Source organism: Desulfitobacterium sp., from assembly GCF_982384815.1.
The window spans coordinates 1-24,546 of record NZ_CEVWNY010000002.1 but is presented as its reverse complement, the minus strand read 5'-3'; the positions used below and the strand labels follow the sequence as shown (position 1 = coordinate 24,546).

The 24,546-nt window shown below is 44.7% G+C and carries 21 protein-coding genes and 1 riboswitch; of the genes, 18 read left to right on the top strand and 3 right to left on the bottom strand.

The window, feature by feature from the left end:
• The first annotated feature begins 4 nt into the window (after window positions 1–4).
• The 6 genes from menD to AC1U9U_RS00660 all read left to right on the top strand — a co-directional run bounded on the left by menD (window position 5) and on the right by AC1U9U_RS00660 (window position 7,409).
• Window positions 5–1,657 carry a 2-succinyl-5-enolpyruvyl-6-hydroxy-3-cyclohexene-1-carboxylic-acid synthase gene (gene menD / locus AC1U9U_RS00685; protein WP_479958623.1) on the top strand — a complete coding sequence of 551 codons (1,653 nt, stop codon included), beginning with the start codon at window positions 5–7 and terminating at the stop codon, window positions 1,655–1,657.
• A gap of 24 nt (window positions 1,658–1,681) precedes the next feature.
• Window positions 1,682–2,488 (top strand): 2-succinyl-6-hydroxy-2,4-cyclohexadiene-1-carboxylate synthase, encoded by an 807-nt coding sequence (gene menH / locus AC1U9U_RS00680; protein WP_479958622.1) that lies wholly within the window; start codon window positions 1,682–1,684, stop codon window positions 2,486–2,488.
• A 48-nt stretch (window positions 2,489–2,536) separates the two neighbouring features.
• A complete protein-coding gene (gene menB / locus AC1U9U_RS00675) occupies window positions 2,537–3,376 on the top strand; it encodes a 1,4-dihydroxy-2-naphthoyl-CoA synthase (RefSeq protein WP_479958621.1) in 840 nt (279 codons plus the stop codon).
• Window positions 3,377–3,559: 183 nt separating this feature from the next.
• Window positions 3,560–4,921 carry an o-succinylbenzoate--CoA ligase gene (menE, locus tag AC1U9U_RS00670; RefSeq protein ID WP_479958673.1) on the top strand — a complete coding sequence of 454 codons (1,362 nt, stop codon included), beginning with the start codon at window positions 3,560–3,562 and terminating at the stop codon, window positions 4,919–4,921.
• A complete protein-coding gene (gene menC / locus AC1U9U_RS00665; RefSeq protein ID WP_479958620.1) occupies window positions 4,911–6,017 on the top strand; it encodes an o-succinylbenzoate synthase in 1,107 nt (368 codons plus the stop codon). The genes menE and menC overlap by 11 nt, the downstream gene beginning before the upstream one ends.
• Before the next feature lie 204 nt (window positions 6,018–6,221).
• Window positions 6,222–7,409, top strand: a complete 1,188-nt coding sequence (locus tag AC1U9U_RS00660; protein ID WP_479958619.1) for a methyl-accepting chemotaxis protein — start codon at window positions 6,222–6,224, stop codon at window positions 7,407–7,409.
• Here the strand turns inward: AC1U9U_RS00660 and AC1U9U_RS00655 are convergent.
• The 3 genes from AC1U9U_RS00655 to AC1U9U_RS00645 form a co-directional block, all read right to left on the bottom strand.
• Window positions 7,399–7,914, bottom strand: coding sequence for a hypothetical protein (locus tag AC1U9U_RS00655; protein ID WP_479958618.1), 516 nt, complete (start codon window positions 7,912–7,914; stop codon window positions 7,399–7,401). The genes AC1U9U_RS00660 and AC1U9U_RS00655 overlap by 11 nt on opposite strands.
• A gap of 150 nt (window positions 7,915–8,064) precedes the next feature.
• Window positions 8,065–10,284 (bottom strand): sensor domain-containing diguanylate cyclase/phosphohydrolase, encoded by a 2,220-nt coding sequence (locus AC1U9U_RS00650; RefSeq protein ID WP_479958617.1) that lies wholly within the window; start codon window positions 10,282–10,284, stop codon window positions 8,065–8,067.
• Between the two features lie 146 nt (window positions 10,285–10,430).
• Window positions 10,431–11,534 (bottom strand): aminotransferase class V-fold PLP-dependent enzyme, encoded by a 1,104-nt coding sequence (locus AC1U9U_RS00645; RefSeq protein ID WP_479958616.1) that lies wholly within the window; start codon window positions 11,532–11,534, stop codon window positions 10,431–10,433.
• 168 nt (window positions 11,535–11,702) lie between these two features.
• Between AC1U9U_RS00645 and selD the strand changes: the two genes are divergently transcribed.
• The 12 genes from selD to AC1U9U_RS00585 form a co-directional block, all read left to right on the top strand.
• Entirely contained in the window at window positions 11,703–12,725 is a 1,023-nt protein-coding gene (gene selD / locus AC1U9U_RS00640) for a selenide, water dikinase SelD (protein WP_479958615.1), read from the top strand.
• A gap of 107 nt (window positions 12,726–12,832) precedes the next feature.
• Window positions 12,833–13,426: a sulfurtransferase-like selenium metabolism protein YedF gene (yedF, locus tag AC1U9U_RS00635; protein WP_479958614.1), complete on the top strand. Its 594-nt coding sequence runs from the start codon at window positions 12,833–12,835 to the stop codon at window positions 13,424–13,426.
• A gap of 10 nt (window positions 13,427–13,436) precedes the next feature.
• Window positions 13,437–13,685 (top strand): putative Se/S carrier protein, encoded by a 249-nt coding sequence (locus tag AC1U9U_RS00630; RefSeq protein ID WP_479958613.1) that lies wholly within the window; start codon window positions 13,437–13,439, stop codon window positions 13,683–13,685.
• A gap of 157 nt (window positions 13,686–13,842) precedes the next feature.
• Window positions 13,843–15,615 carry an aminopeptidase P family protein gene (locus AC1U9U_RS00625; protein WP_479958612.1) on the top strand — a complete coding sequence of 591 codons (1,773 nt, stop codon included), beginning with the start codon at window positions 13,843–13,845 and terminating at the stop codon, window positions 15,613–15,615.
• Between the two features lie 38 nt (window positions 15,616–15,653).
• Complete coding sequence (locus tag AC1U9U_RS00620) at window positions 15,654–16,406, top strand: exodeoxyribonuclease III (protein ID WP_479958611.1); 753 nt, start codon at window positions 15,654–15,656, stop codon at window positions 16,404–16,406.
• 94 nt (window positions 16,407–16,500) lie between these two features.
• Window positions 16,501–16,611, top strand: a riboswitch (SAM riboswitch).
• 65 nt (window positions 16,612–16,676) lie between these two features.
• Window positions 16,677–17,594, top strand: coding sequence for a homoserine O-acetyltransferase MetA (metA, locus tag AC1U9U_RS00615; protein ID WP_479958610.1), 918 nt, complete (start codon window positions 16,677–16,679; stop codon window positions 17,592–17,594).
• 51 nt (window positions 17,595–17,645) lie between these two features.
• Window positions 17,646–18,248 (top strand): HDIG domain-containing metalloprotein, encoded by a 603-nt coding sequence (locus AC1U9U_RS00610; protein WP_479958609.1) that lies wholly within the window; start codon window positions 17,646–17,648, stop codon window positions 18,246–18,248.
• 491 nt (window positions 18,249–18,739) lie between these two features.
• On the top strand, window positions 18,740–19,828 hold the full coding sequence (gene serC / locus AC1U9U_RS00605) for a 3-phosphoserine/phosphohydroxythreonine transaminase (protein ID WP_479958608.1): 1,089 nt from the start codon (window positions 18,740–18,742) through the stop codon (window positions 19,826–19,828).
• 166 nt (window positions 19,829–19,994) lie between these two features.
• A complete protein-coding gene (locus AC1U9U_RS00600) occupies window positions 19,995–21,158 on the top strand; it encodes a phosphoglycerate dehydrogenase (RefSeq protein WP_479958607.1) in 1,164 nt (387 codons plus the stop codon).
• Between the two features lie 53 nt (window positions 21,159–21,211).
• Window positions 21,212–22,447 (top strand): DUF1015 domain-containing protein, encoded by a 1,236-nt coding sequence (locus tag AC1U9U_RS00595; RefSeq protein ID WP_479958606.1) that lies wholly within the window; start codon window positions 21,212–21,214, stop codon window positions 22,445–22,447.
• 237 nt (window positions 22,448–22,684) lie between these two features.
• The gene (locus tag AC1U9U_RS00590) at window positions 22,685–23,338 is read left to right on the top strand and encodes a DUF1847 domain-containing protein (RefSeq protein ID WP_479958605.1); all 654 of its coding nucleotides are present in this window, start codon (window positions 22,685–22,687) and stop codon (window positions 23,336–23,338) included.
• Window positions 23,339–23,577: 239 nt separating this feature from the next.
• On the top strand, window positions 23,578–24,546 hold a 969-nt coding region (locus AC1U9U_RS00585), incomplete at its 3' end, for a PucR family transcriptional regulator (protein ID WP_479958604.1).

The following is a 24,546-nucleotide window of genomic DNA, read 5'->3' as shown; positions in this document are numbered from 1 at the left end:
AATTATGACAAATTACATCGCGGCGTTGGTTGACGAATTATACCAGCTGGGTGTACGTGAAGTCGTTATTAGTCCGGGTTCACGTTCTACCCCCTTATCCGTTCTGTTTTGTGAACACGGCTTTCAGGTCTATGTCAGCGTCGATGAACGATCGGCCGGTTTTTTCGCCCTCGGCATAGCTAAGGAAAATGAACGTCCTGTGGTCCTGGTGTGTTCCTCCGGTTCCGCCGTTGCCCATTATTTTCCGGCTATTGTTGAGGCAAAGCACTCCAATGTCCCCTTAATCGTCCTAACTGCTGATCGCCCTCCGGAATTGCGTCAAGTAGGGGCGCCCCAAACCATCGATCAAATCAAGTTTTATCATGAATACGCTAAATATTTTGAAGAGCTGGCTCTTCCTGAAGAGACTAAAAGCATGTATCGGTATGTTCGCGGGGTCATGCGTAAAGCTTATGTCGGTTCCATGACGGGCGGATATGGTGTATCCCATATAAATATCCCATTGCGTGAACCCTTAAGTCCGAATTTAGATGAAGTGGATTTTACCTTGGGCCGTTTAAGCGATCCTTTTGCATGGAAAACAGGGGAGAAGCTATTAGATATCGATAATTCAGTCTTTCTGGATAAGAAGGGGATCATTATCTGTGGTGGTGATGCTTACGCGGATTACCATGGTGAAGTTTTAGCGTTGGCGGAACGCCTGAGGACTCCCCTGCTTGCCGATCCTATTTCTAACTTTCGCAATTATGACAGTCCCCTTATTATCGACAGCTATGATGCTTTTCTGAAGAGGGATACGGTTAAGACGGAATTAAAGCCCGATTTTATTATTCATTTTGGCCAAACCCCCGTTTCCAAGCGTTTACAACATTTTGTAGCTACCCATCAGGATGTTCGGTATTTCCAAGTCAATGAAATCTTCCAATACCGGGATCCTTCTTTATCCATCAATCGGTATATCATTGCCTCGCCCAAAGCTTTTGCCCGGTCCATTGAGGTTCGTAATACAAGTGATGAATACTTGGGTCAGTGGCAGCATTACCAAACCAAAATGCGCCAACATCTGAATCTCGCTCAGGATGAAGAGGGTCTATTTGAAGGGAAACTGGTGCAAAGGCTGCAAGAGATTCTGCCTGATGAAAGTCGCTTGTTTGTCGCCAACAGTATGGCGATCCGTGATCTGGATTACTTCTTAGAGGCACGCCGGCAACAGATTAAAGTCTTGTGCAACCGCGGCGCCAATGGAATCGACGGCATGGTTTCCACCGCTCTAGGAGTTTCCACCAGTCAGCATCCTACAGTGCTCTTAACCGGAGATTTGGCGTTCTTTCATGACTTAAACGGCCTGCTTATTGGCAAAAACCATCAACTGAATTTAATCATCATCCTTTTAAATAATAATGGCGGGGCGATTTTTAAGTATTTACCCCAAAGTGAGAACAAGTATTTTGATTTTCTGTTTATGACCCCTCATGGTATCGATTTTAGCGGGCTTAAGACACTCTATGGGCTCACTTATTATGAGCCCGCTGATTATAAAAGCTTTGAGCAGGATTTTCAGGAGGCACTTACCTTAAACGGGGTTAAGATTCTCAATGTGAAGATTAATGCCGAGCTGAGCAAAGATTTGCATGATCGATATACGAATCTTGACTAAGGACTATAGTCCAGGAGAACAAGCATGCTAATTACGATTGAGGACCTCCAATACTCCGTGGAAGTAAAGGGTTCCGGACAACCCATAATTTGTTTCCATGGTTTTGCGGAAAATTCGGGCACCTGGGAATCCATTCAGCTCAATGAATATCAAATGGTTCTTGTGGATTTCATCGGACATGGTAACAGTGAGAAGCCTCACTCCCCTAAACCCTATAAATTACCCATGCTTCTAGGGCAGCTCCATGAATTGCTTCACCATCTAGGTTTTACTAAATACTGTTTGCTCGGATATTCCATGGGTGGACGTATTGCCTTGGCCTATGCTCTAACTTACCCAAGAGAGGTTCAAGGACTGATCCTTGAGAGTTCATCTTACGGTGTATGCGATGTCAATAATCGAGCACAGCGGCGACGGCAGGATGTTTGGCTGGCCAATGCTATTCAAGAAAGGGGGGTGGAGTGGTTTAATCAGTACTGGTCCAACCTGGATCTTTTTGTTTCTCAAACCCAATTGCCCCAGGAAATCCGCTTTAAAATCAGGGAAAGACGCTTAAAAAATGCACCTCATGCCCTTGCCAATACTTTGCTGGGAAGCGGACAAGGGATCTTCCCCTGCTTAAAAGATCGAATCACGGATTTATCGATGCCGACCTTGTACATTAATGGGGAGTACGACGTGAAGTATAAGGAAATTGGGCAAAAATTCCTTGAGCTAAACCCCAAAATTAAAAAGGAAGTTATCCCTGGCGTTGGACATAATACCCATATTGAAAATCCCACTGCGTTTACAGAAGTGGTCAAAGGCTTTTTATCGACTAACCTTCGGTAGGGGCCAAAATCCCCCACAGAAAGAAAAAACTAATCGGGAGGAACTGTTATGAAATTTCCTTGGGAACCATCAAAGATTAATTATGAAGACATTATTTACGAAACCTATGAAGGGATTGCTAAAATTACGATCAACCGACCGGAAGTCCGTAATGCCTTTCGCCCGAAAACGGTCATGGAACTGATCCATGCCTTTACGGTTGCCCGGGAAGATAGCCAAGTCGGTGTAATTATTTTAACAGGTGCGAACCATGGTCAAGGTCAAGATAAAGAAGCTTTCTGTTCCGGCGGGGATCAACGGGTACGGGGCCATGGCGGGTATGTAGGAGAGGATCAAATTCCCCGGCTTAATGTCCTGGATCTCCAGCGTTTAATCCGTGTGATTCCTAAACCTGTGATTGCCATGGTCAATGGCTTTGCCATTGGGGGCGGCCATGTCCTTCATATTGTGTGTGATCTAAGTATTGCTTCAGAGAACGCCAGATTCGGTCAGACCGGACCGCGGGTCGGCTCCTTTGACGCCGGTTACGGTGCCGGATATCTCGCTCGTATCGTCGGTCACAAAAAAGCCCGGGAGATCTGGTATCTATGTCGTCAATATACTGCCCGGGAAGCCTTGGCCATGGGGTTAGTGAATACGGTAGTTTCCTTTGAGCAGTTGGAAGCGGAAACGGTAAAATGGGCCAAGGAGATTTTACAGCATTCCCCCACAGCCTTGCGTTTCCTCAAGGCCTCTTTCAATGCTGATACAGATGGGTTAGCCGGTCTGCAGCAATTAGCCGGAGATGCAACCCTCTTGTACTATACAACCGATGAGGCGAAAGAGGGACGGGACGCCTATAAAGAGAAACGCAAGCCTGATTTTCAGCAGTTTCCGAAGTTTCCTTAAGAATTCCAGCCTATCCCTTCGCTCCTAAGTTGGAGCGATCTTGGGGGACTTTGGTTTTAGCTTATTAGATTTTTATGCTGCCTTGGGCAACATCGTCGAGGAATGGAGAGATTCCTGTCACCCTGAGCATGTGCGAGGGATTTTGTTTTCTTTATGGATTAAGTAAAGAGTATGAAGCAGGTGATGTGGGTGAATTGGCTTAAAAAGCATGCCCTGGAAAAGCCAAATCAGAAGTTTTTGAATGAGCTTACCTTTAGAGAAGTGGACCGTCGCGTCACCGACCTGGCCGGCCGCTTGGCACCCTTTGTCAAAGATGAAACCAGAGTTGCTCTTTACGCGCATAACTCCGTGGAAATGGCCCTATTTTATCTGGCCTTGCAGGCTTTGCAGATCGAAGTGTTGATGATGAATACCCGTTTAACTCCGGAGGAAAGGGCAAAGAAGTTAAAAACCTTAAACATCCGGGTGGCTTTTTCCGACGATGATACCTTTATCTCCTTTCAGAACGTGTTTAACAGTGAATTCGATAAGAATGTGAAATGCGTGGAGGAATATGATCCGGAACACATTGCAGTCATGATGGCTACCAGTGCTACCGGCGGCGAATACAAGTCGGTCCCTTTGCGCTGGAAGCAGTTTTTTGCTCATGTGCTGGCCTCTCAGCAAACCCTTGGAGTAACGGAAGGGGATAACTGGCTCCTGGTACTTCCTATGTATCATATCGGTGGCTTAGCCATCTTAATGCGCAGCTTATATAACGGCACCGCAGTTACCTTGATGGAAAAGTTCGATGAAGAGCAGGTTCTAAACTGGATCGCAGAGGGATCCATTAATATGCTTTCCCTTGTCCCCACCATGTTTAAGAGGATCGTCGATCGTATCCACCAACATCATTTACGCGTGGTTCTGGTGAGCGGTGAATTCATTCCCCAGTCCTTGGTCGAAACCTGCCTGCAAAAAAAGATCCCCATCTATAAATCCTACGGGATGACGGAGACCACCAGTCAAGCCACGACCTTTTGCGTGGCAAGGAATCCCGCGAAGCTTCATTCCGTGGGCTTGCCCTTACCGGGAGTCACCATCCGTATTCATAACCCGGATGGAGAGGGAATCGGTGAAGTGCTTATCCAAAGTTCCCTGGTTATGGATGGCTATCTGGGCAAAGAGCCTGTGGAGGGGTTTATAAGCACTCAAGACATTGGGTATGTGGATGAGGAGGGTTATCTCTACATTCTCGATCGGCGTAAGAACATCATTATCTCCGGAGGAGAAAACATCTATCCTCAGGAAATCGAGAACATTTTGTATACCCATCCCGATGTATCGGAGTGTGCCATTGTCGGAATGAAAGACGAAAAGTGGGGACAGGTACCTTGCTTATTTGTGGTCTCCTCTTTGGATGATGAGGGCATCATAAACTATCTTTCAAAGAAACTGGCCAAGTATAAACTCCCTAAAAGGATAGTCCATTTATCAGAACTCCCGAAAAATGCCACAGGGAAAATACTCAAAAAGAATTTGGCAGGGATGATCCATGCAGATTGAAAAAATAGCAGTATTTCATTTAAGCTTGCCTATGAAGTTTGCCTTTAAATCCTCTCAAGCCATGCTGAAGCATCGGGAAACTCTCGTGATTAAAATGACCGATGAGTTGGGGAATTCAGGGTTTGGGGAAGTAGTTGCCTTCAATGAACCCTTTTATACTCAGGAGACTCTTCCTCAGTCCAAAGAGGTACTGCTTAAGGGTGTTCTCCCCCGGCTTCTGGAAAAAGAAATCCAACACCCTTTTGAGATTCACTCCCGGCTGGACTTGACCTGCCCCATGGCCGGAGCGGGAGTGGAGAATGCTCTTTTAGATGGGTTTGCCCGGCGTCAGGGTCAGTCCGTTATGGAGACTGTATTTAATGAGGAAACCCAGGATAGGGTCTATGGGGGTATGGTCCTGGGAGATCTCGATCCTAGGACCTTGCTCAGTCAAATTGAAGAATATCGCCAAGAGGGTTATATCCGTTTTAAAATTAAAATCAAGCCCGAAGACGGCTTCGCCAAACTAAAGACGATTCGCGCAAGATACCCTGATCTTATGTTATTGGCCGATGCGAATCGAAGTTTTAATGCTGATCAGATACCTGAACTCATGAAAATCGATGAACTGGGACTCATGTGCCTTGAGGAACCCTTAGTAGCAGGAGATCTATTCGCTTATCAAAGACTTCAGGAGCAAATGAAAACTCCGCTCTGTCTGGATGAAAGTATCCAAACCATGGAGGAGTTGACTGGGGCCATGGAGTTGAGGGCTTGTCAGGTTGTGAATCTTAAGGTGGGCCGGGTTGGGGGACTGGCTTATGTTAAGCAAATGATTGAGGCTTGTCGAAAGCATAAGGTTCATTATTGGATCGGCAGCATGATGGAAAGCGGGATATCTAAAATTCTCCATGTCCATTTAGCAAGCTTAAAGGATAACTATATCCCCGGAGATTTATCCTCATCCCGACGATATTTTGCCAAAGATGTGATTCAGCCGGAGATAACAGTCGATAAGGGTCGCATCCAAGTGCCGAAAGGGCCTGGCTTAGGTGTAGAAATTGATGAAGAGGCTTTAAAGTATTATTCAATTGACCATGTGAGAGTCAGGAAATAAGTTCTATCATTGATGCCTTCATAAATTGTTTCCAAACTGCTGGCTTGATACCAGCAGTTTTTTATTTAACCAGGGGTATAAGAACCAATCTTTTGTCGAGCAGATATTACAATTGAAGCATTAAGAAATATTATCGATAAAAACAAAGGAGATCTGAAAAAAATGTCAAAATAGTAATATACTTCACAAAGACTGAGGTGCCGTATGAAAAATCTAATGAAAGTCTCGACTATTGGAAGTTCACAAGCGGTAGCGGATGAATTATACCGAGTAGCTTCCTTGTATTTTGGGGAAAAAGTTCAATTGCGTCATAGGTACTATATTAAACAAATGCCACCAAATCTAAATGAAGATCTTTTTCTGGTCCTTCCGACTCGGGTGGAAGAAGCGTCAAAATATGTAGAAAGAAACAAAATCTTTCCTCTAGAATTGATTCCCGAGGATATTTTTTACATTAGAGCTGCCCGCATTTCAGCAGGTTCTAAAGTTGTAATTTTTAATAATAACTCTTCCCAAGGTAAAGCCATCGAGAGATATCTCCTTGAGCATGAAGTCAATCATGTCCAATATGAAATCATACCCTTTACCGAAATGGAAAAACAACAGATTGTCGCAATTCTTAACTCTGCTGATTACATCGTTGGTATGCAGGGCTACGTAGGGCATAAAGGGATACTCTGGACTTCCTATGGTCAATACATTGATAAAACGAAGGTAAAAGTAATCGAATTCAATCGAACCATAAAACCCGAAGATATTCTGCATCTTACCGAAAGAGTAGTAGAGTTCAACTTTAACCAGATAATTTCAAATACCCAAAATATGAGTTTTGATTTGAATGCTCATATCCAAGAAGTAATGGGTTCAATGGAGGGTATAGTTAGTTTCTTGGAAAACACTAACACAAGTATTATTGAAGCTGATCGCCGGGTAAAAAAACAAGTAGAGCGCATCGATGAAACAATTCATATCGCCGAAGAATTGAATACCAATGCGCTAAAAATCGATGAATTAATTAATACCATTAAGATGATTTCCGATCAAACCAACCTTTTAGCCTTAAATGCCGCCATTGAGGCGGCGCGTGCCGGAGCAGCGGGAAGGGGATTTGCCGTAGTTGCTGATGAAGTAAAGAAATTGGCTGATCGAAGCAAGCAGTCGATCCAGTTCATCCAACAACTTGTAGTTAATATTAAACAGACTAATAGCCGTACTGTGCCCCTGCTTCAGTTTTTAGCCACTGAGATATCGGAGATGGATGAGATCATCAATAAAATCCTCAATAGTTCTACGCTAAACCAAGCAGAAGCAAAGGTTATCTCCGAAGCCTTAAATCGGGTGACAGGGATAAGTGAGCGGCTTTCCCATGAATTTATCTCTTTTAGTTTTTAGGCAAACTAAAAACTAATTTTTGGCCATTGGCCTCTTCGATCGGCCCCACAACCAAATAGTCGTATAAGGTAATGTCAAATTTCTCGCAGTTAAGGATGATCTCGCTTTGACCGTTAGCCCCATCTACTAAAAACATGCGAATATCCAAATTGGCTTTTCGATCTTTAGCGGTATAGAACTCAAAGTAGAGGGCATCATTTAAAGCCTCTTTGGTGATTTCTAAAGAATCCGCACTGGTGATAACTACTGCATGCTGAAGGGTTACATCGGTTAAAGCCCGCTCCTCTTCAACCTTAAGATCGGTGAAATTGATGGACATGAAGCTGCCATCCTTATGCCTAAATTGATGATCCAGCAAATAGTCTTTGTTAAATTCGCCTATGGAAAAGCCTTTCTTCTGAGCGAATTCCTCAGGACTTAATATCTGATTAGAAGAACCCAGGGAGCAGCCGGACAAAGTAATGACTATTAGTAGGGTGAGTAAGAAAACAACTTTTTTGTACATAATCACTAGCTCCTTATAGATGCAAAATAATAGTCTCTTTGTTTTTTCGCTTTTCCTAAGCATTTTCCTGCCAATTCGACAAAAGATTTTCAGTATTTAATCAGCCCCTTAAGTCTGATCAAGACCTAAGGGGCTGATTCTAGCAACTAACTAAAGATGCGGGTTGTCTTTTAATAATTCAAGGAAAACCGGGGCGATATTCGGGTCAAATTGAGTGCCGGTATTATTTCTGATTTCAGAAATGGCTTCTTCCCGGGATAAGGCCTTCCGATAAGCACGGTCTTGAGTCATGGCATCATAGGCATCAACAACTGCTATAATACGGGAAAGAAAGGGAATATTTTTGCCGGCCAGTCCGCGGGGGTAGCCTTTACCATCCCAACGCTCTTGGTGGGAGAGGATAAAATCAGCTATGGAACTGAACTCTTGGCAAGACATAGCGATTCGATAGCCGATTTCAGGGTGTTTCCGGATTTCTTCCCACTCTTCCGCTAAGAGCTTACAAGGCTTATGGAGGATTCTCTCTTCGATGCCCACCTCCCCGATATCATGCAGGGTGGCGAGAAGTAAAAGATCATCCAGCTCCATTTGGGAAAGGCCTAGTTTGTTACCAAACTTTCTGGCTAATAAGATAAGACGCTCCATATGCTCTTCTGTTTCCTGAGTGCGTTCTAGTAAGGCTTTCTTGATCGAGGAAACAATCATGCTGCGTGAGCTGTTATGCACCAATAATTTGTGCTTATACATATTATCTTCAGCCATCTTAATAATACTGTTAAGATCTTCGGAAGGCTTCGTTTTGGTGCTGAAACCTAAGGCGATATCCACACTATAGGCTTTATCTTTAAGCCCGTTGTTAAACTTGGCGCAGCACTTTTGAATCATCTGAATCCTCTTGGTAGCCGTAACAATGTCGGTCCGGGGCAAAAGAATACAGAATTCGTCGCCCCCGGTTCTGGCTACCACATCATTTTCGCGACAGCAGCTTTTTAAGATTTTAGCAGTATCCTGGATGAGGCTGTCGCCCATATCATGGCCAAAAGCGTCATTGATCAATTTTAAGCCATTAATATCGCCAATGATAACGGAAAGAGGAAAAAACTCCCATGAATCAAAAGAGTTAACCGCTTGTTGATAATAAAATCGGTTGTAAAGCCCTGTCAAGGTGTCGTGATAGGTTAAGAAGAGGTTTTCCTCCTCTTTAAGTTTGCGGTCGGTAATATCAATGATTAATCCCTCAAGTGCTAAAAGCTCGCCTGCTTCGTTGTAGATTCCTTTGCCATGGTCGAGAACCCATTTTTTTTCGCCGGAAGCGGTAGTTATAAGGTATTCGTCTTTATACTCCGATTTGCTGATTAATACCTCGGCAATTCTATTTTGAAGTCTACTTACCAGTTCAATACATTTTAACGTGGGATCAGGTTTAGCAAAAAAAGAATTAACATTCTGTTGAATCATTTCCGGTGTATAGCCTGTCAGGTTAAAACAGCCGTCGGAGATATAGTCCAACAACAATTTCGGGCCATTATTAACCTTATAGGCCATGCCGGGCAAGTTTGCTAATAAGATTTCCTTAAGCCGCTCGCTATAAACTAAAGCTTGCTTCGCTTTTCTTTCTTCAGTAACATCATGGCTTACTCCGAGAAAACCAATCGGTTCGGAGTTATGATCTCTTAATATGCGTATAGTGCTTTTAGTCCAGTTTTTCTTTCCGTTCTTGCACGTAGACTCTGCTTCAATTACCCAGGAGCGTGCAGGGTCTCGATCTCCGGATCTATCTGCCCTTAGGGCCTCTTGGAACAAATCCATCATCTGCGAAAAGTATTCTTCGGTGAGGATTTGCTCCGGTCGCATAGAAAGAACTTCCTCGGCAGTATAGCCTAAGATATTGTGAACAGAGGGACTAACATAGGTAAAATTATTGCTTAAATCAATAGTCCATAGATTTTCGGCCATATTATCTACGAGCATCTTGAATCTTTGTTCACTTAAACATAGTCGTTCCTCGTATTCGGATACTGCGGAAAAAACAGTAACAAAATAATATTTTTGGGGTGAAAAGACTTTAATTCGATAGGGAATTTTTAAGGCTTGGGGACAAAGCTCAAATTCCCAAATATCACCGTTTAAAGCAACCTTTCCGAATTCTTCGAGCCAATTGTAGGGGCTTTTGTTCATAATCGGAATCATATCGGTAATTCTATACCCGATTATTGCCTGGGTCTTTAGGCCGATAATGTTTGCAAAGGCTGCATTTATATCAATACACCTAAAGTCCAAAGGATTATCCCTATCATCACAAATAATTTTATGACTTGCATAAGCATTTGGGCTGGCGGCTATGATCGACTTGTAGTAACTAGCTTTCATAGTCTCACTCCTCAAACTATAACTGTAGGAACCAAAGCAATAACACCGAAGCTCTATTTTAATTTTATAATATACGTATAATTTTTTCTATCTTTTTGTGCCCGCAAGCACGAGCTTTTCTAGGTCCTAAGCAACCCCCATTGTTGTTAGGCAGTACTGAGTTCTTTTACCGCAGTGATGGCAATTTGCGTTTCTTCTAATGTATTAAAATGAGAGAAGGAAAAGCGCACCGAGCCCTCAATATCGCAAGCTTTATGCATGAGCGGGGAGCAATGGGCACCTGCTCTGACACAAATACCATACCTTTCATAAAGTATGCTTGCCGCCTGGGAACAGTCATAGCCTTGGATATTAAGGGAAACAATAGGCACACGAATTATAGCATTCAGGTCGCCATAAACTTTAACCCCTGGTAACTTGGACACCTCTTGACCGAATTTCCGGGCTAAAGTATCTGCTTGCCGGTGAATGTTGATTAAACCCGTGGAGCGAATATAGGATAAACCGGCTAAAAGACCGGCGATTCCGTGAGCGTTCTGGGTTCCCGCCTCTAAGGCATCCGGTAGTTCCGCCGGATGATGAGGATCAAAGGTATGATGACCGCTTCCTCCCACGATCAGGGATTGGGGTTGGAAACCTTGCCCTAGACAAAGCCCCCCCGTACCTTGAGGACCATATAGAGACTTATGGCCGGTGAAGCAAAGGGCAGAAATATTTTTCATTTGAATAGGTAAAAGCCCGGCACTTTGGGAAGCGTCTACAATCAAGTGAATCCCCCGCTCCGCACATAATTCTCCAACACCCTCAATGGGAAAGACATTGCCGGTGACATTGGAGGCGTGGGTGAGGACGACGGCTTCCGTATCCGGACGCAGAGCCGAAGCAATTTGCTCAGCAAAGATACGTCCTTTCTCGTCACAAGGTACTACAGTATAGTTGCCGTGGCGATAAACAGGACGCAGAACGGAGTTGTGTTCTGCTGCCGAAGTGACAATATGCCCGCGGATGCTGCTGATAACAAGGTTTAAGGCGGCAGTGGCATTAAGGGCAAAGACCATCCGCATGGGGTCTTCAAGACCAAAGAAGGAGGCAAATTCCATCCGTGTCTCCATTAAGGTGCGCAATGCATCCAAGGCAGGGGGGTGGGCCCCTCTCGAGGCATTGCCAAAAGTATCCATCGCCTGTAAGACGGCCTTTTTGACCTCAGGGGGTTTTATCAATGTAGTAGCGGCATTATCTAAATAAATCATTTTTGTTATTCTCCTATAGTACATACTAATTGTCAGGGGGACGGGGTTGTTGACACATTTTTGGACCCGCAATATCCCTTAGTCTATAATCTAGTATAATCCAAAAAAAAGAGTTATGATAGAATAGTTAGGTTTTTTATACATGCTATATTGGAGGGTCTTTAAGCTATGAAGTCATTCTTATCCAGCTGCACAACTGGAGGATGTGGAGCCAAGATTGGCCCCGGAGAGTTGTCCAAGGTGCTATCGGCCTTGCCTGCTTTTCAAGATCCACATCTTTTAGTAGGCTTCGACGCTTCAGATGATGCGGCGGTTTACCAAATCAGTGCTGAAACAGCAATCGTTTCCACGGTGGACTTTTTCACCCCAATGGTCGAAGATCCCCGGACCTTTGGCCGCATAGCGGCGGCTAATGCCTTGAGTGATGTTTATGCTATGGGAGGGACTCCTCTTTTTGCCCTGAATCTAGTTTGTTTCCCGGAACGGGAGGAGATTCAGGCTTTGGGAGAAATATTGGCTGGAGGGGCGGAAAAGCTCCAGGAAGCAGGAGCGGTTCTTTGCGGAGGGCATTCCATCTATGACCGTGAACCCAAGTACGGACTGGCAGTTACCGGTCGACTTAATCCCCAAAGGATCTGGAAAAACAATACCCCACAGCCGGGGGATCAACTGATTCTCACCAAACCTTTGGGAGTGGGCATCGTTATGGCTGCTCAGCGGGGAGAAATGGCAAACCCGGAGGCGGTCGAAGCTGCCCTTGCATCAATGCAGCGGTTGAACAAATACGCAGCCGAAAGAATCCATGATTTTCCTGTTCATGCTTGTACCGATATTACCGGCTTTGGCCTTCTGGCCCATGCTCGGGAAATGGCAGGGCAAGGGACCGCGATCGTTTTGTATCCGCAACAACTACCCTATATACCTCAAGCTTATGCTTATGCGGAAGACTATCTGTTGACTGCCGCCGGCCAAAGAAATCGCAATTTCATGGCGGGTGCGGTGGAATTCGGCGATACACCTTTCCCTTTACAGGAGTTGATGCTTGATCCTCAGACTTCCGGCGGCTTACTTATCAGTGTACCTAAAGCCAACGCAGAGGAAGTGTTAAAGGCAATCCAGGAGGCGGAACCCCGGGCAAGAATCATCGGTGAAGTAATTTCTCGTCAAGCTCTGCCGATTATTCTACGGTAACACAATAGAAAGCCATGGGGACGCTTCGCGTGCTCGCTCCTTGAAACAGTGTTCCTGTCCCCTTGTTTCACCTGATCTCGAAATTCGACTCGCAAGGAGGAACTAGCGTGATTAAAATAGATGCCCTTGGCCAAGTTTGCCCCATCCCGGTGATTCGAGCCAAAAAGGCTTTAGCAGGATTAGGTGAGGAGGGCGGCGTGGTCACTATATTAGTGGATAGCGATATCTCACGTCAAAACCTGCAAAAGATGGCTTCCGGAATGGGTTTGCAAAGTGAATATGTAGAAAAAGAAAAGGGAGTCATCGAGGTGACTATTGTTGCCGGAGATGGATGTTTGGTTGAAGAGCAAGGCTCTGCCGAAGACTCCGGATTAGTGGTTGCGATCGGCCGCGATACTATGGGAGAAGGCAGCCTTGATCTAGGCCGGGTCCTCCTAAAAAGTTTTATTTATTCCTTAACCGAGCTGAACCCTCCCCCTAGCCATCTTCTTTTCTTTAACTCGGGAGCCTACTTGACCAGTAATGACTCCAATAGTTTAGCAGACCTTAAGGCCTTGGCAGAAAAGGGAACAATTATCCAAACCTGCGGTGCCTGCACCAATTTTTATGAACTTACTGAAAAGCTGGGAGTGGGCGAGATTACGAACATGTATAGCATCGTATCCACTATGGCAGGGGCTAAGCGATTGATCAATATCTAGGAGGTATTGTGTGTTTTATATAATAACCTTTCCCAACACTCATATGGCGATCTTCGCTGAAAAGTCCCTGCTTGAAGGAGGCTTTTCCGTAGGGGTCATGCCCGTACCGTCAAGCATCAAGGCCGGTTGCGGCATTGCCTTAAGGGTAGCGGATTATCAATCGGCAAAAGCCCATTTAATTAAGAATAATATTATTATTGCCGACATTTATCAAGCAGTAACCAACGGACAAGGCACTAAGTATCATCCGGTTAATTGAAACAGGGGGACAGGTTCCTTGTTTCAATGGGAGTTGTAAATAGAAGACGAAGTAATTGGCGGCCCTTGTGCGCAGAATACAGTTTACTATGTTACTGGGGAAATCTAATAGGAGTGCCGGCGTGGCTCTAAATAAATAGTAAATGAGGGATATTAGCATGCGAATTCAAGAACGGATTGAGAAACTAAGAAAATTAATGCAAGAGTATCAGATGGATGCTTACATCATTCCCAGCTCTGACCCCCATCTCAGTGAATACGTAGCAGCTCACTATAAATGCCGGGAGTGGATTTCGGGCTTTACGGGTTCCGCCGGAACTGTGGTCATTACGAAAAATGATGGAGGGCTTTGGACCGATGGCCGCTACTATATTCAAGCTGAAAGGCAGCTTCAAAACTCCGGTATTCGTTTGTTCCGCGCCGCTGAACCGGGAGTCCCTACTTTTACCGAATGGTTGCAGAAAGTCCTGCCCCAAGGCAGTGTCATAGGCTTTGATGGCAATGTCTTTTCCGCCAAACAAGTCATAGACATGGAAAAAGATTTTCAAGGGAAGACAACCTTAAAATTCGACCAAGATCTTGTCGGCAGGCTTTGGAAAGACCGACCGGCTATACCGGCTGAAAAAGTTTTTATCCATGAAGTAAAATACGCCGGGCGGTCCCGGGTCGAAAAGCTAAATGAACTACGTGAACAGATGAGTGCCAAGGGGGCAAATATTCATCTGCTTTCATCCTTAGATGACATAGCCTGGCTTTTGAATATTCGGGGAGGGGATGTCCCCAATAACCCGGTGACCATCGCCCACGTCCTAGTAACCCAGGTAAGCTGTTATTTATGCATTGATGAAGCTAAGGTTCCCGCTAACGTGAAAGCCGAGCTTGAAAGGGATGGAATTAAAATCATGCCTTATGGAGCGGTAGGCGAGCTTCTGCAAGGACTAAGAGACGAAGATGCTATCCTCTTTGCCCCTGAGGGAGTTAACGCCTTACTTTATCACGCTATTAATCCCCAAACTAAAAAAGTGGAGGGATCGAATCCTACCACATTGCAAAAAGCGATAAAGAATAAAGTTGAATTAGATAACCTAAAGTCCAGCAATATCCAAGATGGGGTTGCTATGGTGAAATTTATCAAGTGGCTCAAAACGAACGTTGGTCAGGAGCCTATTACTGAGCTTTCCGCTGGGGATTATCTTGAAACGTTGAGAAGAGAAAGCAACGATTGTGTTGGTTTAAGCTTTGACACTATCGCCGGGTATAAGGATCATGCTGCCATGATGCATTATAAGGCAATGCCGGAGAGTGCCTATACCCTAAAAAATGAAGGGCTTTTGCTCGTAGATTCCGGTGGTCAATACTTTGGCGGTACCACCGATATCACCCGTACCATTGTTTTAGGACCTTTGACTGAAGAAGAGAAAAAAGATTATACCCTGGTGTTAAAAGGACATATTGCTTTGGCAACCGCTAAATTCCTCTACGGTGCCACGGGCTCCAACTTGGATGTCTTAGCCAGACAGCCCATCTGGAAATACGGCATAGATTATAAATGCGGGACTGGTCATGGGGTAGGGATTTTCTTAAATGTTCATGAAGGACCCCAAAGATTGAGCCAAGTTCCCAATACGGTAAGGCTTGAGGAAGGTATGATCCTGACTAATGAGCCCGGTATTTATCGTGAAGGGAAACATGGTATCCGTACCGAGAATATGATGGTGGTGGTCAAGGACGAGGAGACTGAATTCGGCCAATTCCTAAAGTTTGAGCCTCTTACCTATTGCCCCATCGATATGGCTGGAATCGACCAAAGCCTGCTCACACCGGAAGAGCAGAAGTGGCTGACCGAGTATCACCAAATGGTTTATACCGAGCTGGAACCCTGCTTAAATGCTGATGAAAAGGCCTGGTTGGCTCAAGAGATCGGTATGTAGATAAGATATAAGTGCCAATGATAAGAGGAGAGTCGGGGATGAAATTAATATCGTGGAATGTCAACGGCTTGCGGGCCTGCTTAAATAAGGGCTTCATGGATTTTTTTCAACAAGAAGAAGCCGACATTTTTTGCCTTCAAGAAACCAAGATTCAGGAGGACCAGATCCCTTTTCAACTTGAGGGATATCATATGTATTGGAATTTTGCCAAGAAAAAAGGGTATTCCGGAACCGCTGTATTTTCCAAGACTAAGCCTCTCAATGTAACTTATGGGATTGGCAAGGAGGAACATGACCAGGAAGGTCGGGTCATTACCCTAGAATTCGAGAAGTTCTTCCTGGTTACGGTCTATACCCCTAATTCCCAAAGAGGATTAACCCGTTTAGATTATCGGATGACTTGGGAAGAGGAGTTCTTAAGCTATCTAAAGGGCCTTGAACAGTCCAAACCCGTGATTTTCTGTGGTGATCTTAATGTAGCTCACACCGAGATCGACCTCAAAAACCCTAAATCCAATCGGCAGAATGCAGGCTTTTCCGATGAAGAAAGAGCCAAATTCAGCCAAATCGTCGATAACGGCTTTATCGATACTTTCCGTCACTTTTACCCGGATAAGACCGGGGCTTATACTTGGTGGTCCTATATGTTTAATGCCCGTGCCAATAATGTGGGCTGGCGTATTGACTATTTTTGCGTTTCGGAAAGCCTAAGAGATCAGCTTAAAGATGCAATTATTTATGATCAGGTACTTGGTTCCGATCATTGTCCGGTGGGTCTGGAGATTTTTTAGTTTTTTGTTATAGATCAGATTGACTTTGGTGAATAGATGTAATAATATAGTGACAATGACCCATGGGTTTGCCTTAAATTGAATAGCATCCAATTTCTTATCAAGAGTGGCGGAGGGACTGGCCCTATGAAGCCCGGCAACCGGTATTCGACCAATGGAATACAACGGTGCTAACTCCTGCAATGGATTCATTGCAAGATGAGGGAGGAACTTATGTTGTTATCCTCTTTCCTGTGAAAGAGGTTTTTTTATTTGAGAGGGGGAGAGTGAGTGCCAATTAATGTGCCCAACGGCTTGCCTGCAGCGGAAATACTCATCAAAGAAGATGTTTTCATTATGGAAGAAAGGCGTGCGGAACACCAAGATATCCGTCCCCTTAGTATAATTATCCTAAACCTCATGCCCAATAAAATTGTCACAGAAACCCAAATCCTTAGGCTCTTAGGTAATTCCCCTTTGCAAGTGGATATTACCCTGCTCTATCCGGAGACCCATCTCTTCAAGAACACTCCCGAGGAGTATCTGATCAAGTATTACCAGACCTTTGACAGCATTAAGGATCAAAAATTTGACGGCATGATTATTACCGGTGCGCCTATTGAGCTGCTGCCCTTTGAGGAAGTGGATTTTTGGCCGGAACTGCAAAAGATTATGGATTGGAGCCGGCACAATGTTTTTTCCACCCTTTTTATTTGCTGGGGAGCCCAAGCGGGGCTTTACCATTTCTTTGGGATACCTAAGTATCCTTTGTCGGCTAAGATGTTTGGCGTCTTTCCCCATACCCTTAACCGGCGGAATGTACGGTTGTTCAGAGGCTTTGACGATGTCTTTTATGTTCCTCATTCCCGGCATACGGAAGTCCGCAGAGAAGACATTGAAAAAGAACCGGAGCTGGAGATTCTTTCTGAATCCGAAGAATCTGGGGTTTATATTGTCGGGACCAAAGGAGGACGGCAGATTTTTGTCACCGGTCACTCTGAGTATGATCCAATGACCTTAAAAGGGGAATACGACCGGGATGTTTCCCAAGGACTACCCATCAATATCCCACAGAATTATTATCCCGGAGATGACCCCGCCAAGACCCCTGTTGTCAAATGGAGGGGACATTCTAACTTGCTTTTTGCCAATTGGCTGAACTACTATGTCTATCAAGAAACCCCATACAATCTTGAGGAAATAGAGTAGGGAACGGCCCCTCCGTATCGTTGCGCAAGAAAATAGAAAGAAGGATGCTGGATGCTGGATTACGCAAGGGATCGAGAGGCTGCCTGGCAGCTTCTCAACGAGTATGTTAAAAGTGAGACCTTATTACGTCACTCCATTACGGTAGAAGCCGTCATGCGTCATTTTGCCGCCCTTTATCAAGAGGACCCTGATCTATGGGGCAATATTGGCTTATTACATGATATTGATTTTGAGATGTATCCGGATCAGCACTGCCGTAAAACCCGGGAAATCCTGGAGCCCAGGCAATTGCCGGAAGAATTTATTCGGGCTATCGAAAGTCACGGCTATGGACTGGTATATGATGTGGAGCCAAAAGAAAATGCAGAAAAGGTCCTCTACACTATTGATGAATTAACAGGACTGATCTCCGCTACGGCCTTGCTCCGCCCCAGCAAGAGTCTCTTTGATTTAACTGCCAAATCCGTAAAAAAGAAATGGAAACAAAAAAGCTTCGCCGAGAATGTTAATCGCGAAGTGATTGAGAATGGGGCCAATCGTTTGGGTAAGGACTTAAATGAGATCATTGAGGAGACCATCAAAGGAATGCGCAATATTGCTGCCGAAATCGGCCTGGAGGGAGATCTCACAGCAGGGGAAGAAGCCGGGAAATAATTAATTAAAAAACCTATTGACAGATATAAAAGAATGGATTAGAATCATAACAACATTAAATCTATTGTTTAACACGATGAAGGGGCGTCCACTGCTGATATAGTATAGAGAGCTGACGGTTGGTGCAAGTCGGTCTATGAAGCGATATGGATTCCACCCCGGAGTGGCCAATGATGAATTGTGACGGGTTCCGCCCGATAACGCGGACATAAGTTGGCCGATTACGGCAACATGGGTGGCAACGCGGGAATACCTCTCGTCCCTGATTGGGATGAGGGGTTTTGTTTTTTACCGAGAGTTATAAGTCGAATTTTGACTTAGGCTAAGGAAAAGACAACATAGTTGTTTCCCACTAGTAACTGTAACGGCTGAAACTTGGGTGGCACCGCGGAATTACCCGCCCCAAATATTGGGGTGGGTTTTATTTTTTTACACGGTAATCCAATAAAGCCATCAGGCATACATCTTATAAAATAGGGAGGAAATAGACAATGAAAAGAGTTTACAATTTTTCAGCCGGACCTGCTGTTTTGCCGGAAGAAGTACTAAGAGAGGCCGCAGAGGAGATGCTTAGTTACCAGGGCACCGGAATGTCCGTTATGGAGATGAGCCACCGCACCAAAACTATTGAAAGAATGATGGCTGAGGCGGAGCAGGATCTAAGGGATCTCCTGAATATCCCTGATAATTATAAGGTCCTCTTCCTTCAAGGAGGGGCATCTCAACAATTTGCTATGGTTCCTATGAACTTGATGAAAAATAAGGTAGCCGACTATCTCAACACCGGACAGTGGGCAAAGAAGGCCATCCAGGAAGGAAAGCTCTATGGCAAGATCAATGTGGTCGCCTCCTCAGAGGATCGGAACTATACCTATATTCCTGAGCTTAAGGATCTCAAGTTCTCCGAGGATGCGGATTATGTGTATATTTGCCACAACAACACCATCTTCGGCACCAGGTTTAACGAGCTTCCGGAGGTAGGGGATAAACCCTTAGTGACCGACATGTCTTCCGATTTCCTTTCCGAACCTGTGGATGTGAGCAAATACGGCCTGATCTTTGCCGGAGCACAGAAAAATGTAGGACCCGCCGGGGTGGTTATCGTCATTATCCGGGAAGACTTAATCACTGACGACTTTTTGCCGGGAACCCCCACCATGTTAAAATATAAGGTTCATGTGGACAATAACTCCGCCTATAATACCCCTCCCGTATATGGAATTTACATCTGTGGTAAGGTATTCAAATGGCTTAAGAAGCTAGGCGGACTGGAAGCAATTAAGAAAATCAATGAGGAAAAAGCCGCCATTCTCTATAACTACCTTGATACCAGTGAAATGTTTAAAGGCACCGTTGAGAAAAAGGACCGCTCTTTGATGAATGTCCCCTTTGTCACCGGCTCTGAGGAACTGGATGCCAAATTTATTAAAGAAGCGAAGGCCGCCGGCTTTGAGAACCTAAAAGGCTATCGCACCGTTGGCGGAATGAGAGCAAGCATCTATAATGCTATGCCGGTCCAAGGGGTTAAAGACCTCGTAGAATTCATGAGAAAATTCGAAGCAGAGAATAAGAAAATTTGAAGCAGTGAATAGAAAAGATGAAATCTATTGCGAAGAACATCATTACGTTGTCATACTGAGCGAAGCGAAGTATCTTGACCGGAAATATCGATCTGACCAGGGGCCTTAGGTGCTCGTAAAAGAAGCTAAAGAGTTTAAAAAGACAAATAAGAGGAGTGTGTAGAAAATGTTTAAGATTAACTGCATGAACAATATTTCTGAGGCAGGATTAAGCCATTTTACCGATAATTACGTGAACGTGGACCGTCACGAAGATGCCCATGGAATCCTTGTCCGAAGTGCCGCCATGCATGACCTTGAGCTGCCTCCTACTATCGAGGCCATTGCCAGAGCCGGGGCCGGGGTCAATAATATTCCCCTAGATAAATGTGCCGAAAAGGGAATTGTCGTCTTTAATACTCCCGGTGCTAATGCCAACGGGGTCAAAGAGATGGTTATCGCAACCATGATTATGGCCGCCCGCAATCTTGTGGGTGGGGTGAACTGGGTCAACTCTTGCCAGACCGACCCGGATGTAGCCAAGCTTGTGGAAAAGAATAAAGCCAAATTTGCCGGTATGGAAATTAAAGGCAAAAAGCTGGGAGTTATCGGCTTAGGAGCTATTGGCGTCTTGGTAGCTAATGCCGCCAATAAACTGGAAATGGATGTATATGGCTACGATCCCTATATCTCCGTTGAGTATGCCTGGAGGTTATCCAAGTATATTAAACCCATCAAATCAGTGGAAGAGATCTTCCGTGAATGTGATTTTATCACCATCCATGTCCCTTTAACCGACTCCACTCGCGGGATGATCAACAAACGTGCCATCGAGCAAATGAAAGATGGAGTGATCCTTTTAAACTTCTCACGGGATGTCCTAGTTGACGAAGAGGCCCTCATCGAAGCAATCAACACCGGCAAGGTAGCTAAATATGTTACAGACTTCCCCAACCCGAAAGTCTGCGGGGTAGAAGGTGTGATCACCATCCCTCACCTGGGAGCTTCTACAGCGGAATCTGAAGAAAACTGCGCCGTTATGGCTGTTGAACAGCTGATGAATTATCTAGAGAATGGCAATATTAAAAACTCCGTCAACTATCCCAATTGTGATATGGGAGTATGTACCCAAGCAGGACGTATTGCCATCAATCATCGTAATATTCCTAATATGTTGGGCCAATTTACCTCAACCTTAGCCAAAGAGAATGTCAATATCTCAGACCTTATGAATAAGAGCAAAGGCCCCTGGGCCTACACCTTGATCGATGTGGAAACATCCCCAAGTCCCGAAATCATCAATAAACTCGGGGAGATCGAAGGCGTATTACGGGTCAGAGTCATCAAGTAGAAACAGAGGTGAAACAGTGTACCTGTCCCCTTGTTTCAAAAGGAGGGAAAGCAGTGGCAACGATTAGACCATTTCAGGCTTTAAGGCCAAGGGAGGATGTAGCGGGCAAAGTGGCCGCTCTCCCTTATGATGTCTATAACCGTGAGGAAGCCTTAGCCGAAATAAAAAAAGAGCCTTTATCTTTTTTGCAGGTGGATCGGGCTGAAACTCAATTGCCTGAGGATATAGATCCTTATAATCCTCAAGTATATGCAAAGGCTAGAGAAATCCTGCAGGAGATGATTAAGGAAGGAATTTTCATCAGAGAAGAAAAGGCCTGCTACTATATCTATGAGCTTACCATGAATGGCCGTTCTCAGACCGGCTTAGTCGGCTGTGCTTCCATTGATGATTACCTTAAGGATGTCATTAAGAAGCACGAAAAAACCAGGGAAGACAAAGAGATTGACCGCATTAATCATGTTGATATATGTAATGCCCAGACCGGCCCCATCTTTTTGGCCTATCGCTCTCAAGCCGGTATTAATGAAGTAATCGAAAGGGCAAAACAGCAGAAGCCCCTTTATGATTTCCTTTCCCCAGACGGCATAAAGCATACAGTATGGGTAATCGCCGAGGATGAGTACATTGCCAAGATCGCGGCGGGCTTTCAGGAGATTCAAAGCATTTACATCGCCGATGGTCATCATCGCACCGCCTCGGCTGTAAAAGTGGGCCTCAAGCGGAGGGCCGAAAATCCCGGATACACAGGGGAAGAAGAATTTAACTATTTTCTCTCGGTACTCTTTCCTCATGACCGGCTGATGATTCTAGACTACAATCGGGTAGTCAAAGACCTTAATGGCTTAAGCAAGGCAGAGTTTCTTGAGAAGATTGAAGAAGCTTTCGCTGTGGTTGAGCTGGGGGACGCCCCCTATAAACCTACGGAAAAGGCCACCTTCGGTATGTATTTAGAAGGTACATGGTATAAGCTTGCCGCCAGGGAGGAAATCCGCTCCAATGACCCTGTGGAGGGACTAGATGTGGCTCTACTACAGAATCACCTCTTAACACCTATTCTTCAGATCAAAGATATCCGGACAGATAAACGCATTGACTTTGTGGGTGGGATCAGAGGACTTAGAGAGTTGGAGAAACGAGCCAACAGTGATATGAAATGCGCCTTTTCCCTGTTTCCTACCTCCATCGAAGAGCTGTTTGCCGTATCCGATGCAGGCCAACTGATGCCGCCCAAATCCACTTGGTTTGAACCAAAATTAAGAAGCGGATTATTTATTCACGAGCTTTAACATAAGGGATTTTTACGGTAAAAGATTACTTCAAGAAGAAGCAGGGGAACAGGTCTCCTGCTTCTTTCATTCAGCTAATCGGAAAATATAAGTCCGCGGGCGCTAAAGGCAACGAAGTGTTCCATATGCTAAAATAAAAGTCTATCTTGAGTTAAATTGTCTATAAATCTATAATAAAAAATAACAGTAAGATTTGGGAGAAGAAAATACACAGACCTTTTTGAAGGGGGAGGTATAATGAAAGAGGAGAAGCGTTTTAGCTGTACGGATTGTGGGGTGTTAAATTGCTACAGAAAAGAGGGCAGTTTCCCCCAATTCTGCTTGACAACAAATACGGATCAGGCAAAAATCGAAGGGATTAATGAACTCTATCGTAAGGATGAGGTTGTAGCGAAACTTTCTGCGGCTGCGGCGGAAATCGAAGGTACTTATTATGGAAAGCTTACTAGAGTTGAGGAAATTATTGCCTTCGCCAAAAAGATTGGGGCTAAAAAAATCGGTATCGCTACTTGCGTGGGTTTAATGAGCGAAGCTAAAATTTTTGCCAAGATCCTTAAAGCCAAAGGCCTGGAAAGTTATGGAACTATCTGTAAAGTTGGCGCGGTGGATAAGACTGAAGTTGGAGTTCCCGAAGATCTTAAGATCAGCAAAGGCTGTCATGAATCTCTATGTAACCCCGTACTCCAAGCGACTTTGCTTAACGAAGAAAAGACAGATCTCAATGTAATTGTTGGTCTCTGTGTTGGTCATGACTCTTTATTCATCAAGTATTCTGAGGCTCCAGTTACCACTCTTATTACCAAAGATAGGGTGCTGGGCCACAATCCGGCGGTAGCACTATATACGAGCGGTTTTTATTACAAAAAGTTGCTGCAAGAAGGGGATCTTTAAATTGGCCTATTCTAATTAGAAGAAAGATAATTAAAATTTACAGCTAAGTGATTTAAGCCACATAATTATAGGTAAAAATGGTATATCCTAAAGGAGTGTTGCTAACTGCTTAAGTGGTAGTTATCGACCCTCCTTTTTTGGTGCTTTTGAATATTATCAGTTTTAACGATATAATGTCTCTAAGCTATGAATAAGTAATCTAAAATTGGACTCCAAAATTCAGGGGAGGGGGATCGATTATGTATACGGAGGAAGCCCTTAAGCTACAAAATGACCTGCTGAACGGACTTATTAACGGAGGTGGTCTCAAAGAGGTTGCGGAAAGGGTTTCTCGTTTTGTGGAAAGAGCGGTTTTGCTCACAAGTCCCTCCTATCGTATCCTCGAGTCCACTATCAGTGAGCCCGACTTTTATGAAGGGGATTTTCTAAAGGCTACCCCGTTGAATCCGCCGGTACCCGGACGGGTCCAAATTCTCGCCGGAGAGAAAAGAATCGAGGCGCTTGCTCTCGGGCTAAGTCAGGGTACAAAACGCCTAGGCTTTCTCTTTATCTGCAATCCCGGAGCTGACGAAGATAACCGCCTCAAAATTCTCATCCATCAGGTGCGTAATATTTGTGTTCTTGAATTACAAAAGCGAGCAGAAATTCTTGAGAACAGCCGGTACTATCAGGACGCCTTTCTTTTCGATCTGCTCTACGGAAATATGGAGGAGAATGAAGATATCATTGCCCGGGCTAAAATCTGGAATTGGGATTTCACCCTCCCCCATCTGGTAATAGTATTTGAACTGGAGGATTACGAACCTTATTCTCAAGATCATCGCCTGGTCACCCTCCTTAGGGAGGTAGCTAATGGAGTTATGGAATCCTTAGCTAAACCCGGTATCATTATGGAAAAAAATGAAGAAGTTATTCTAATCTTACCTATAGAAGAAAAAAAGCGTCAGGCTTATAAGGCTTATCTAAACATGATCATAAGTCAAATTCTGGCCCAAGTGGGAGAACGTCTCGCACCACGGGTAGTACGCGTTGGTGTGGGCAGAAAATACGATCAGGCCGCGGAATTTTTTCGCAGCTATCAAGAAGCTAAAGTGGCCGTAAAGCTTAGTGCCTTATTAAAAGACAAAGGCCCCATAACCTACTTCCGGGAACTGGGAGTGGAGAGGATTCTCTACAGCCATGATAAACAAGAGTTGTTAGAATTTTAC